11 protein-coding genes are annotated in these 12025 nt (G+C 62.4%); 4 read left to right on the top strand and 7 right to left on the bottom strand.

Annotated features, from left to right (window positions below):
- Positions 1 to 106 precede the first annotated feature (106 nt).
- Together RA302_RS02410 and RA302_RS02405 are read left to right on the top strand one after the other, a co-directional pair.
- Entirely contained in the window at positions 107 to 1720 is a 1614-nt protein-coding gene (locus tag RA302_RS02410) for a DHA2 family efflux MFS transporter permease subunit (protein WP_029254323.1), read from the top strand.
- 92 nt (positions 1721 to 1812) lie between these two features.
- Positions 1813 to 2481: a hypothetical protein gene (locus RA302_RS02405; protein ID WP_166501712.1), complete on the top strand. Its 669-nt coding sequence runs from the start codon at positions 1813 to 1815 to the stop codon at positions 2479 to 2481.
- Between the two features lie 5 nt (positions 2482 to 2486).
- On the opposite strand, the gene RA302_RS02400 is transcribed toward RA302_RS02405, so the two are convergent.
- The 3 genes from RA302_RS02400 to RA302_RS02390 form a co-directional block, all read right to left on the bottom strand.
- Positions 2487 to 4253 carry a cholesterol oxidase substrate-binding domain-containing protein gene (locus tag RA302_RS02400; protein WP_166501711.1) on the bottom strand — a complete coding sequence of 589 codons (1767 nt, stop codon included), beginning with the start codon at positions 4251 to 4253 and terminating at the stop codon, positions 2487 to 2489.
- Between the two features lie 96 nt (positions 4254 to 4349).
- Entirely contained in the window at positions 4350 to 5153 is an 804-nt protein-coding gene (locus RA302_RS02395; RefSeq protein ID WP_007732353.1) for a metal-dependent hydrolase, read from the bottom strand.
- Between the two features lie 220 nt (positions 5154 to 5373).
- Positions 5374 to 5838 (bottom strand): hypothetical protein, encoded by a 465-nt coding sequence (locus RA302_RS02390; RefSeq protein ID WP_019746594.1) that lies wholly within the window; start codon positions 5836 to 5838, stop codon positions 5374 to 5376.
- 167 nt (positions 5839 to 6005) lie between these two features.
- Between RA302_RS02390 and RA302_RS02385 the strand changes: the two genes are divergently transcribed.
- Together RA302_RS02385 and RA302_RS02380 are read left to right on the top strand one after the other, a co-directional pair.
- The gene (locus RA302_RS02385; RefSeq protein WP_042922831.1) at positions 6006 to 6710 is read left to right on the top strand and encodes a response regulator transcription factor; all 705 of its coding nucleotides are present in this window, start codon (positions 6006 to 6008) and stop codon (positions 6708 to 6710) included.
- On the top strand, positions 6707 to 8086 hold the full coding sequence (locus RA302_RS02380; protein ID WP_166501710.1) for a HAMP domain-containing sensor histidine kinase: 1380 nt from the start codon (positions 6707 to 6709) through the stop codon (positions 8084 to 8086). The genes RA302_RS02385 and RA302_RS02380 overlap by 4 nt, the downstream gene beginning before the upstream one ends.
- Here RA302_RS02380 and RA302_RS02375 read toward each other — a convergent pair.
- The 4 genes from RA302_RS02375 to RA302_RS02360 form a co-directional block, all read right to left on the bottom strand.
- Positions 7983 to 8972: an LLM class F420-dependent oxidoreductase gene (locus RA302_RS02375; RefSeq protein ID WP_166502887.1), complete on the bottom strand. Its 990-nt coding sequence runs from the start codon at positions 8970 to 8972 to the stop codon at positions 7983 to 7985. The genes RA302_RS02380 and RA302_RS02375 overlap by 104 nt on opposite strands.
- 6 nt (positions 8973 to 8978) lie before the next feature.
- On the bottom strand, positions 8979 to 9665 hold the full coding sequence (locus tag RA302_RS02370; RefSeq protein WP_166501709.1) for an HAD family hydrolase: 687 nt from the start codon (positions 9663 to 9665) through the stop codon (positions 8979 to 8981).
- Positions 9666 to 9934: 269 nt separating this feature from the next.
- Positions 9935 to 11386: a catalase gene (locus tag RA302_RS02365; protein WP_019746589.1), complete on the bottom strand. Its 1452-nt coding sequence runs from the start codon at positions 11384 to 11386 to the stop codon at positions 9935 to 9937.
- Between the two features lie 31 nt (positions 11387 to 11417).
- Entirely contained in the window at positions 11418 to 11972 is a 555-nt protein-coding gene (locus RA302_RS02360; protein WP_019746588.1) for a Fur family transcriptional regulator, read from the bottom strand.
- Positions 11973 to 12025 lie beyond the last annotated feature (53 nt).

Genomic DNA, 12025 nt, shown 5'->3' with positions numbered 1-12025 from the left:
CTTTCCTGTGCCAGACGGCGGCCGGTCGAGCCCAGCGCGCACGTTGACAACTTACCGCCTCAAATATACCTTCACTGTGAAGTTACTTCACAATGGAGGTTTATTCGTGAACATCTCACCCACCACTCGCAAGTGGTTGGGCCTGATCGCCATCGCACTCGGCGTGGCACTGATCGTCGTCGACACCACCATCGTCAACGTCATAGTTCCCTCGATCATCGAAGATCTCGGGATCAACTCCGTTCAGGCTCAATGGATCCAAGAGTCCTACGCAATCGTGTTCGCGGCGCTCCTGCTACTGGTCGGCAGAGTTGCGGACCTGGTCGGCGCCCGTCGCATCTTCATCGCCGGTGTCGTCGTGTTCGGCGCAACGAGCCTGCTGGCCGGACTGGCACCGAACGGCGGCCTGCTCATCCTGGCGCGATTCCTGCAGGGCGCCGGCGCGGCCATGATCCTGCCCACCTCACTGTCGCTTCTGAACGCGATGTTCACCGGCAAAGCCCGCGGCCAGGCCTTCGCAGTCTGGGGTTCCACCATCGGTGCTGCTTCCGCCCTCGGCCCACTACTCGGCGGCTGGCTTGCCGAACATGCCTCATGGCGTTGGGCATTCGGCATCAATATTCCGCTTGCTGCGCTCATTCTGATCGGCGCAGTGCTGTTCATCGCGCCCTCACCCCGCACCGCTGGACGCATCGACGCCACCGGAGCGGCACTGTCCATCGCCGGCCTTGGCCTGCTCGCCTTCGGCCTCGTCGAGGGACGTACGTATGGGTGGCTGACGACGAAGGAACCCTTCGATCTGTTCGGCCTGTCATGGTCCAGTGGACCGTCGCCGGTTCTGGTCGCGTTGGTTCTCGCCGTTCTGTCGCTCGGTGCGTTCGCCTACCGTCAAACCATGCTCACCCGCAGCGACGATCCGTCGCGGGCGCTGATGGACGTACGACTGTTCTCCATCTCGTCGTTCCGCAACGGCAACATCGCGACGCTGATCATCGGACTCGGTGAGTTCGGAATCGTTGCGGTGCTTCCTCTCTGGCTTCAGTTCACGCTCGGGTACAGCGCACTCCAGGCAGGGCTCGCGCTGGTTCCCATTGCCATCGGCAGCTTCGTCGCCAGTGGTGCGAGCTTCGGAATGGCGTCGAAGGTCTCGCCGTTGGGCTTGGTCCGTATCGGTTTGGCCCTCGAAGCGCTCGGTCTCGCCGGTCTCGGATTCATCGCGGCGACAGACAGCCCCTGGTGGACTATCGCCGCAGTGCTCTTCTTCTACGGCATCGGTGTCGGTTTTGCGACTGCGCAGGTGACCAACGTCGTGCTCGAGGAGATTCCCGAGCAGAGCGCCGGTCAAGGCTCCGGCATTCAGAGTGCGTTCCGCCAACTCGGATCCGCACTGGGCATCGCTGTCCTCACCACGGTCTTCTTCAGCACTCTCAATTCCACGCTGAACAACGACCTCACCGAGTCCGGTGTCGACCAAGCTCAGGCTGATCAGTTGACGCGTGCTGTCACCGACAGCGCGGGCGCCGCCATCGACTCGCTGGCCGGGTCACCGAGCACCGCTTTCGTCGCCGACGCTGCACAGTCTGCAATGACTCACGGGATCACACTCGGCGGATACCTTGCGGCCGGATTTGTCGTGGTCGGCCTGATCGCCACCGCGCTCATCCCGAACAAGCCTGCCCCTTCGACCGAGGAGGAAACAAAGGCAGCAGCCGACGCCTGACGGCCGGATCGGTGCAGTACGGTGCCGGTATGCGATTGCCCTGGTCACGGTCAGCACCGTCACGGTCAGCACGGTCACGTCAGCCTGCAACGGTGCTCAGCGCGGCCGACATCGTGGCCGTCCGTGAGCAAGCACGCGAATTGGTAGTCCCCGGTTTCGCGACGTTCGACGCAATCTGCGAAGCCGCCCGAGACTGTGTCGAGGGCGGTTTCGAGAACGATGAACTCGGCAGACAGATCGACGCAGTAGTGCGTGAGGTCTGGGACCGAAGGCTCGGGGAGCAGACCCAGTGGGCGGGTCCCGGCGACTTCGAGCGCGTATCCGCCGCCTTCGCAGAACTCGAGCGCAACGGCATCGTGGCCCGCATGAACTTCACCTGCTGCATGCAGTGCGGCACTACCGAAATCGACGACGAACGCACGTCGTCCGAACCGGACGAGAACGGGTATCCCTTTGCTCAGTGGGCGTACACGTTCTTCCACATGCAAGATGCGGAGCGTCTCGGCGACGAGCCGTCCGATCTCTACTTGTCCTACAGTGCGTTTCGTCCGGCCCACGATCTCGATCCCGCGCTGGTCTCCGCCGCGTTCGGCGGCGACGAAACCGCCAAGGCACAGATGATCGCGCACACCGATCAGACCGTCGGGCGCCAGGTAGCCGACGCACTCCGAGCCCAGGGACTGAGCGTCGACTGGAACGGTGACAACAATCAGCGCATCCGCATCTCCGACGTATGTTGGCGCAAACCACTACCGCAGTAGGAGATTCAGCTGGGTGGCAAGACGCGGTCGAGGAACGTATTGCTGAATACGCGGTGCGGGTCGTGTTCGTCCAGAGTGGCGAGAGCGAAGTCCCAGTTCCCGTCGCCACCGGCACGGAAGGTGGCAGGCACTGTGCTGGTGAGGAATTCGTCGTCCTGGTACGCAGCTTGATCGGTGAATGCCCATCCCTTGGACCACTCCGGACGGAAAGTCGCGTAATCGCCGGAGTAGTTCGCGACCATCCACCGTTCCATCTCGCGAAGGAACGCGGGCAATCCCGCGGTGCCGGGAATCGAGACCACGTTCATCCAGATCGCCGTATCCCAGTCCTGACGATCCGCCCGGGGCCGCACCGCTGACAGATCCGGCACGCCGGCGCTGTCGACAAGGACTTCGCCACTGTCATCGACACCACAGAGACGCACTTCGAACGGCATGTTGACGGGATACTGCCCCAGCGACGCGTAGTGCGTCATTCGCTCGTTCAACCAACTCGTCATCTCGTGGACGACTCGGCCGATGTTGGACCGCTTGGTGATCACCGCGCCGCCGCCCGCTACTACGCGCAACGTCGTGTGCCGCAGGTAGAACAGAACATCTTTTGACCAGCCCCACAGATCGTCGGTGTCGGTCAGCGCCAATCCTGCTGCTACAGCTCCGAACTGAGAGGCGCCGAACAGCGGTGTCGCAGCTTGAAGGCCCTGCGCCACCATCCCCAACGGGGTGGTGACTTCTTCGGGAATCGCGTCGGAGAAGAAGTAGTTGTACGGCCCGCTCACCTCTCGGGACTCCGGTGGTTTGACCGGGGTCGGCGTCCAGACCTTGAGCCACGGTGTTTGCGTGAACGGGAACCAGATCGCCTCCACCCGTCCGGATTTCTCGACAAAACTCTCGTAGGTACGCCCTGGCGAACCGGGAGCAGCAAAGAGTTCTTGCCACGGAATGTCGGTGAAACTCCGGCACCGCAGCCGATAATTCTCCCCGGCTTGCAGCGTCACGGAGGTGACGAAGGTTCGGCCCAGGTGAGTCAGGAAAGCCGTGATCTCGTCATCTGATCGGTGAAAAGTCTTCAGCCCGTAGCGATTGCTGCCTTCGTCCCACGCCACCACCGTGATCTCGGTGATCAGGTTGCTCAGCGACCCGTACGACTGGCCAGGGGTAATCGTCTCCCCCACCGCCGGATACGTTGCCCCGTGAGCGCCGATCGCCAGTGCCCCGGCGATGGACAGCTCACCGATCGCCGGAGAATTGGCCCACCCGAGCCCCTCGCGCTCGAGCGCTGTCAGAATCGCTTCGATACTGGCGCCGGCGCCCGCCGTGACTGTTGCGGGCGTGCCGTGCTGCACCACAACCGAATTCAAGTTCGCCATCGTATCGACCAGCAGAACTCGATCCGAAGGCGCGCCGGGCACCACCGTCAACGGACTCCACCCGTGCATCGTTCCCTTCGCACGCACTGTGTACCCGTTGTCGAACGCCCAGTTGGCGAGGGTGACGACGTCGTCGCTGTGACGCGCCGTCGCCGTCCACACACTCTCGAGCATGATTTCTCGCGACCAGTTCGCGTATGCCTGCTGTGACAACGGAATGTCCGACGGAAATCCGGGCGGTGGCGCGATGGTCGATGCCGAGCCCCAGGGAACAGCTCCCGCCGGTGCCCAGGAAATACCCGCGAGAGCAGCTGCGCCGACACTCGCTGCGAGAAATCCGCGCCGGCTCACACCGTTTTCTCTCGAGCTGTGCTCCGCCTTGCGCTCTGCTTGATGCACCACTGCTCACTCCGTCAGCCGACTCGGTTCATGTCAGGGACGAACGTAGAACAAATATGATTACGATGCCAGTGGTTCCGTAATAAAAGATTTAGATGCTCACTGCACCATCGGAGCGAAGACGGCGTAGATCGCTTCCGGGGCGCCGTCGAAAGCACTGATGATCAACCAGGCAGTCAGGACCGTCAGCGCCGGCCCGATCAGAATCTTCTCGAGGTTCCCACCTGCGCGGATGGACAGAAATGACGGCAGCCGTTGTTCCCACCACCGCTTGCCGCCGAGCGGAATCAGGGGCGCGAGAAACGGCACCCCTTCCTTGGTGATCGCATCGCCGAGACAGTGTGTGGCGCAGCCCAGTGCCACTGCAACACCTAGCCCGGTGGATCCGGCCTCACTCGGATACCACTGCCAGGTGAGGGCCGAGAGCACCAACGCAACGGCGGAGACGGCGAGCCACCCCTTCTCCTTGGCCAATTCACCCGCCAATCCTCGGATCGCCAGCCCGAGGCAGAAGAACAGCGTGATGATGATGGCGGGCTTCCCGAACTGAACAACCAGCGCCGAGACCCCGGCCCCAAGACCGGCGGCAAACAGCGCGGTGTGCGTGAGCGTCCGATGCCCACCACGACGCTTGCCGTCCTTCTTGCCTTTGGTGATGCGGTAGAAGGTCACCGAAATTGCGTCGATACCTTTGGCCAGCGCTTTGCTGAGCGGACCGAATGATCGGGAAACCGTCGACTGACCGGTATCGAGGTCGGGAAGCAAGGCGGCTCCCGCGCACACACCGGCAAAGGTCAAGGTTTCAGCGGTGGATGTGGGCCCTCCCCAATCGAGAGGCAACAACTCTGCAACCACCAACCCCACAGCAGCACCGGACATCGCGTGGGTGGGGCCCATGACCATGAAACACAACACCTTTCGAAACGCGCCCCGCATCAGGCCGTACCGCACCCTCTGCAAGACACCACACACATGACGCCGTCGGCGACGGTCTCGGCATGCTCGCCGAGACCGCCCCGAACGTAGCAAGTGCTACCGACAGGGTTGACCAACCTCCGGACCCGGTTGAGTACGGCCGTACCGTTCCAGGTCAAACCGGTTCATGCGGAGCTTTTTTCGCACGTCAGCCCGCAGCAACCGCGCATGACAGGGCAACACCTTCCTCCAGCGGAGCGACGCCTGCCATGTTGAGCACCTCTGCCGGAACACCCTCGATCGCCGGAGCCCATTCGACGGTCGGCAACGCCGGCACCCCTTCACGCGCAATGAATGTCGCGGCGTCGCCAGGGACTTCGATCGTGATTGCGGCTGTGCCCGCCTCCTCGGCGCGCACAACCTTGCCCTCGTCGATGAGCTTCTGCAGCTCCTCGTCGGAAATCGGCGTCGCGGCACCACACGCTACTTCCGGAGCCACACCTGCCTCTGACGGAGCGGTCGCGATCGATCGCACCGCCACCGGCGACCCGTCGGAAATCGGGTTGGAAGCCCAGGCGATTCCCGGCGCCACGGCCATACCGAGGACCGCCACCGACGCCACCACCACACCGGTCCGGCTGGCCCGCTTGCCGTTCACTTTCAATCGCGTCATCGTTGTTCTCCTTGATCGAACATTCTCGAATTCTCGGCGCGGTCGCATCCGAGAAACCCGAGGTTATGAAGCCAACACTGCAGATCTGTTGTCGGTTTCTTAGGAGTTGATGAGAATGCGGCGGCCCTCGCTCCGAGCGAGGCCCCAGGTCGCAATCCAATGGCACCATGGCTGGAGTGAGTACACGCGAGCGCATCCTGATCGTTGACGACGACGCGAAGGTTCTGAATTCGCTCGAACGTGGACTCCGATTGTCGGGCTTCGACACGGCAACTGCCGTCGACGGACGATCGGCCTTGTCATCGGTGAACAAGCAGTGCCCGGCCGCACTCGTTCTCGACGTCAACATGCCCGGCCTCGACGGCGTCGGAGTGGTAACCGCCCTGCGCGCGATCGGCAACGAGGTTCCGATCTGCGTACTCAGCGCCCGAAGTTCCGTGGGTGACCGCATCGCGGGGCTGGAGGCGGGCGCCGACGACTACCTCACCAAGCCCTTCGAATTGGCCGAGCTCGTCGCCAGACTGCGCGCATTGCTACGACGCACGACGCGAGCCACTCCGTCGGTCGACCATCCGATCACGGTGGGACCGCTGACGGTCGATCTCCGTGGCCATCGAGCACACATCGACGGTAGGCGAATCGAGCTCACCAAAAGAGAATTCGACCTGTTGTCGGTACTCGCCGAGCATGCCGGTGTCGTACTCAGTCGCGCACAACTCCTGCGACTCGTCTGGGGTTACGACTTCGCTGCCGACACCAATGTCGTCGACGTCTTCGTCACCTACCTACGCAAGAAACTCGAAGTCGACGGGACTCCCCGCGTGATCCACACGGTGCGCGGAGTGGGCTTCGTCCTGAGGGCCGAACGATGAAGCGGCCGCTGTCACTTCAGACCCGGGTAGCCATCGCCTCGGGCCTGGCCGCCGGAATCGTGATTGCCGCGATCGGAATTGCGTTCGCGGTCTTCTTGCGCGTCAACGGATCCGAACAACTCGAACGCACTCTCGATTCCGTCACCCTGGGCGTCGCAGCTAGTGCGCCGAGCCCCCTGTTCATCGAAACACCAACTGCAACAACAGAACCATTCGTGGTCAGCCCTGGATTCAACGCCACGACCGTCAGCGCCTTGGCTACCACCGATGTTCGCAGTCGGGATGTTCTCGTGCCCGGCGACAGCGGCGCTGCACTGGCCGTCAGCATCCCCGAAGACCCACTGACCCAGGCAATCCGTGAGCAGCAGTTCCAAGTGGCCGCTGCGGCAGTGGTCGCCATCCTTGCCGCGGCCGGGCTCGGCTGGTTCCTCACAGGCCGCGCCGTCCGGCCTCTACAGCAATTGACCGAGACCACCAGTTCGATCGGCAACAACCTCGACGTCGAAGGACTCTCGCGCCGGGCACCGTCGGTTCGTGGAACGCGCGAAGCCGAAGAACTGTCGGAGGCAATCCACAGCATGCTCAGTCGCATCGAAACCGATAGAAGCCGCACCGAAGAGGCGTTGGCGTCGGCACGCGATTTCGCTCGCGTCTCCGCCCACGAACTACGCACACCTCTCACGTCGATGCGTACCGATCTCGAAGTTCTCGCAACACTGGATCTCACGGAAAGCCAACGCCGCGAACTGTCCAGCGAGTTGTTGGAGGCGCAGCGCCAGATCGAGCGCACCCTGACCGATCTCGAGACGCTCGCCCTGGGTGAAGTGGCCGATCCGGAGGATTGTGCCGACGTCGATCTCGTGGAGGTTGCCGATCGTGCCGTCGTTGACGCAGGCCGTCTGCACCCTCAGGTCGACGTTCGTTTGAAAGCACCGGAAGAACTTTCGGTTCAGGCCTTTCCCGCGGGCATCCGTCTGGTGTTGACCAACGCCGTCACCAACTCCGTTCGGCACGGCAATGCCGACGAAGTCGAGATCACCGTCCGATCAGGGGCTGCCGCCGGTTCGGCGACGGTATACGTCGACGACAACGGCACCGTGATCGCGCCGTCGGAACGCGAAGCGATGTTCGAACGATTTGTTCGTGGTACCGGCGCCGGCGACGCCGGAAGCGGTTTGGGGTTGGCCCTCGTCGCGCAGCAGGCGCGGCTGCACGGCGGTAGCGCGCGACTCGACGCGAGCCCCCTCGGCGGAACTCGATTGATTTTCTCGATCAACCCAATTCGACGTGCAGAGCCTCGAGCAGTGGCTTGGCTGCCTCGTCGAAGAATCGGTCTTGGGTATCTCCACCGATCTGTACCAGCGCCACATCGGTGAACCCGGCATCGGTGTACGCCTTGACTACCTCCACGATGACATCGAGATCAGGACCACACGGAATACTTTCCGCCACATCCTCTTTGCGCACGAACTGAGTCGCACCTGCGAAACTCGCCGGTGTGGGTAGTTCGGAGTTCACAGACCACCCTCCACCGAACCACCGGAACTGCTGATGAGCGCGAGCGATGGCCGTGTCGCGATCAGGATCCCACGAGATCGGAATCTGACCGATGGTCCGGCCTGCTGGCGCCAACCCGTACGCCCGTCCGTGAACATGCTTCCACTGGTGCACCAGATCCGAATCCGGTTGCACGGCAATCAGGTCATCGGCCATCGGACCGAAACGCTCGACGGACTTGTCGCCGGACATGGCCAGCGCCAGGGGAACCGGGTTCTCCGGGAGATCCCAGATCCGCGCGGACTGAACGTCGAAGTACTCCCCCTTCCAGCTCACCAGATCTCCGGCAAGCAGTGCACGAATAATGCTCACTGCTTCCTGCAGCATGTCGTGCCGGGTGTCGACGGACGGCCACCCCTCACCGACCACATGCTCGTTCAGGCTCTCGCCACTTCCCAATCCCAGTGTGAAGCGCCCGTCCGCGAGGATCTGGATCGTCGCGGCTTTCTGCGCGACCACGGCAGGGTGGTACCTGACGGTCGGACAAGTCACATACGTCATCAACCCGACTCGCTCGGTGGCATGGGCAACTGCTCCCAGCACCGACCAGGCGTAAGGCGCATGCCCCTGCTCGGTCAGCCACGGCGAGTAATGATCACTCATCACTTCGAAGTCGAAGCCGACTTCTTCGGCCCGAACTGCATGGCGGACCAGTTCTTTCGGGCCGGCCTGTTCGGTCATCAAGGTATAGCCGAATCGTGCCATCACTGATCAACTCCCGGTATCTTGGCCTGAAACGAGTTCGGAAATCACACTGCCGTCGAGGTGGTCGAGAAGGTCGCGGGCGTCGTCGTACACCTCCGCCGCACCCGCGCCGTCGAGTTCGTCGGTCGACATGCCGCCGCTGCGCACTCCGACAGCCACAACGCCTGCCGATGTCGCCGCCTTCATGTCCCAGACGGCGTCTCCGACCATGACCGCATCGCCCGCGTCGACACCTGCCTTCGCGAGCGCGATTTCGATCAGGTCCGGATCAGGCTTGGCCTCGTCGACGGATTCCGAAGAGGTCGCGGCGTAGATCATTTCGTCGACGTCGAGCGTCTGGCGCAACAACTCCAGTTCGTCGTCGGGCGCCGAGGTAGCGAGCACGACGTGCAGTCCGAGCGAGTGAACTCGGCGGATCAACTCTCGCGCTCCCGGCAGTACTCGGAGACGGTCAGCCGACTGCCGGTAGTACTTGGTGTGAAGTTCCTTGGCCCGTGGCCCGCACCCGTCGATGTCTTCGCCGAGCAACGTCTCCAGTAGTTGGTCTCCGTCCATGCCGATGCAGCGGTGCACCCGCCACGCGTCAACCGGGCGACCCACCTCGAAGAAGGCTCGCGACCACGCTTCTACATGCAGATAGTTGGAATCGACGAGCGTTCCGTCGATGTCGAAGAGAACTGCACCTGTTGCCATGGGAATTGACTGCCCAACACCTCGGTTCGCGAAACTTGTGCCCCGAGCATTCTCCGCTCGAGAAGCGGATCATGGAGAGTGCGGACAGCAGAAGTGCACGTCGAACAGGGGTGTCGTCATGGAGTCAGTGGTTGTGTTCCTTCTGGCATGCTTCGTCTACTGGTTCGCACTGCTGTAGTTGGGCAGACAAAAACGGACCGCTGCCGGGAAGTGATTTCCCTTGCAGCGGTCCGCATTCGGTAAACCTAGGCGATGCTCATGTCAGCGGGTCACTGACCTGCGCGTACACCTTCTTCGACGCGCTTACCCAAATCTGCGTCGACGTTCTTCCAGTACTCGAAGACACGCAGTAGAACTTCTTCGCTGACGCCGGCAAGGGCGTGGCCGACGATGTTGCTCACCAGGCGCTCACGAGCTGCGTCGTCGAGAACTTCACGGACCAGCGTTCCGGCCTGCGTGAAGTCGCCGTCCTCGGCGTGCTCGATGTATCCGGCGCGCACTGCCTTGCCGTCGAACGACCACAGGCCTTCGTCACCGGCAACAGACGGATCGGCGTGAGGTCCGCCGTACGAGTTGGGTGCATACACCGGCGTCGACGGGGAATTGAAGCTGTAACGCATGGCGCCCTCCTTGGAGTAGGAGTTCACCTCGTTCTTCGGGGCGTTGACCGGCAGGTCGGCGTAGTTGGTGCCGATGCGGTAACGATGTGCGTCGGCGTAGGAGAAGACGCGACCCAGAAGCATCTTGTCCGGGCTGAATCCGATGCCGGGCACCACGTTCGACGGCTCGAAGGATGCCTGCTCGATCTGCGCGAAGAAGTTCTCCGGGTTACGGTTCAGCGTCCACTTACCGACCTCGATCAGCGGGTAGTCCTTCTGGGACCAGACCTTGGTGAGGTCGAACGGGTTGAAGCGGTAGCCTTCGGCCTCGTCGACCGGCATGATCTGAACCTTGAGGGTCCAGCTCGGGAAATTACCGGCTTCGATGGCGTTGTACAGATCCGCGCGGTGGTAGTCGGGATCGCTACCGGCGAGGCTGTCTGCTTCTGCCTGCGTCAGGAACTCGATGCCCTGATCGGTCTTGAAGTGGTACTTCACCCAGAAGCGTTCGCCCGCAGCGTTGACCCACTGATAGGTGTGCGATCCGAAGCCGTCCATGTTGCGCCAGGTCTTCGGGATACCGCGGTCACCCATCAACCAGGTCACCTGGTGAGCCGTTTCGGGACGCAGAGTCCAGAAGTCCCACTGCATGTCGTGGTCACGAAGACCGGAGCCTGGCAGTCGCTTCTGCGAACGGATGAAGTCGGGGAACTTGATGGCGTCCTTGATGAAGAACACCGGGGTGTTGTTGCCGACGAGGTCGTAGTTTCCCTCTTCGGTGTAGAACTTCATCGCGAAACCGCGCGGATCGCGCCAGGTGTCCGGGCTGCCCTGCTCACCGGCGACGGTGGAGAAGCGGACGAGCGACTCGGTCTTCTTACCCGGCTGCAGGAACGCGGCCTTGGTGTACTTGCTGACGTCGTGTGTGATGACGAGTTCACCGAAAGCGCCGCCGCCCTTGGCGTGGACGATGCGCTCCGGGACACGCTCGCGGTTGAACTGCGCGAGCTTCTCGATCAGGTAGTGGTCGTGAAGGAGCACCGGCCCCTGAATACCCGCGGTCAGCGATTCGTCATCACTTGCGACCGCGATACCGAAATTGTTGGTGGTGGGCTTGGTCATGGCGAAGCCTCCTAGCGTTGTGGGCTGGGCGTCAGAGGAGCGGGGCTGCATCCGAGCCGAACGCATGGGCTGCATGCGAAGGGGCTGGCTCGGAGGTTCTGGACGCATCAATTCGATTCTGCGAGACCGTGTCCGACGCGGTGTCGGATTCGGCAGAATTCTTCAGGCAATCTTCGCAACGGCCCCAGAACACGACCTCGGCTTCGTCGATTTCGAAGCCGTGATTATCGGAAGGTTCGAGGCAGGGAGCTTGGCCGACAACACAATCGACGTCGACGACCTTGCCGCAGCCGCGACAGACGAGGTGATGGTGGTTGTCACCAGTTCTCGTCTCGAACCGTGCGGGTGAACCCGCCGGCTCGATGCGTCGCAGCAAACCTGCGTTCACGCATGCCTTGAGCACGTCGTAAACGGCCTGTGTGGATACCGATCCGAGCTGCTGCCGCACGAGTGCTGCAACAGAATCGGCGTCTGAATGCGGTTGGGCTGTAACCGCATCCAGCACGGCGAGGCGCGGAGCAGTGATCCTCAACCCGACGGCGCGAAGTTGCGCTCGGGGGTCGAAGTCATGCTCTCCGTCTCGCATGTTTCCCAGTATGCCGCTTTTCTGGAATTAGTCAAGAAAAGGATTGCCTAAGT

This window comes from Rhodococcus sp. DN22, from assembly GCF_036669995.1.
Classification (GTDB): Bacteria; Actinomycetota; Actinomycetes; order Mycobacteriales; family Mycobacteriaceae; genus Rhodococcus_F; species Rhodococcus_F erythropolis.
This window is presented reverse-complemented; position numbering and strand designations above follow the sequence as displayed.

What these genes read in the sequence shown, in the direction of transcription:
- RA302_RS02360 (WP_019746588.1), bottom strand. Translation starts at nt 11,972, where the DNA reads ATGCGAGACGGAGAGCATGACTTCGACCCCCGAGCGCAACTTCGCGCC.
- RA302_RS02370 (WP_166501709.1), bottom strand. Translation starts at nt 9,665, where the DNA reads ATGGCAACAGGTGCAGTTCTCTTCGACATCGACGGAACGCTCGTCGAT.
- RA302_RS02390 (WP_019746594.1), bottom strand. Translation starts at nt 5,838, where the DNA reads ATGACGCGATTGAAAGTGAACGGCAAGCGGGCCAGCCGGACCGGTGTG.
- RA302_RS02365 (WP_019746589.1), bottom strand. Translation starts at nt 11,386, where the DNA reads ATGACCAAGCCCACCACCAACAATTTCGGTATCGCGGTCGCAAGTGAT.
- RA302_RS02380 (WP_166501710.1), top strand. Translation starts at nt 6,707, where the DNA reads ATGAAGCGGCCGCTGTCACTTCAGACCCGGGTAGCCATCGCCTCGGGC.
- RA302_RS02375 (WP_166502887.1), bottom strand. Translation starts at nt 8,972, where the DNA reads ATGGCACGATTCGGCTATACCTTGATGACCGAACAGGCCGGCCCGAAA.
- RA302_RS02395 (WP_007732353.1), bottom strand. Translation starts at nt 5,153, where the DNA reads ATGGTCATGGGCCCCACCCACGCGATGTCCGGTGCTGCTGTGGGGTTG.
- RA302_RS02385 (WP_042922831.1), top strand. Translation starts at nt 6,006, where the DNA reads ATGGCTGGAGTGAGTACACGCGAGCGCATCCTGATCGTTGACGACGAC.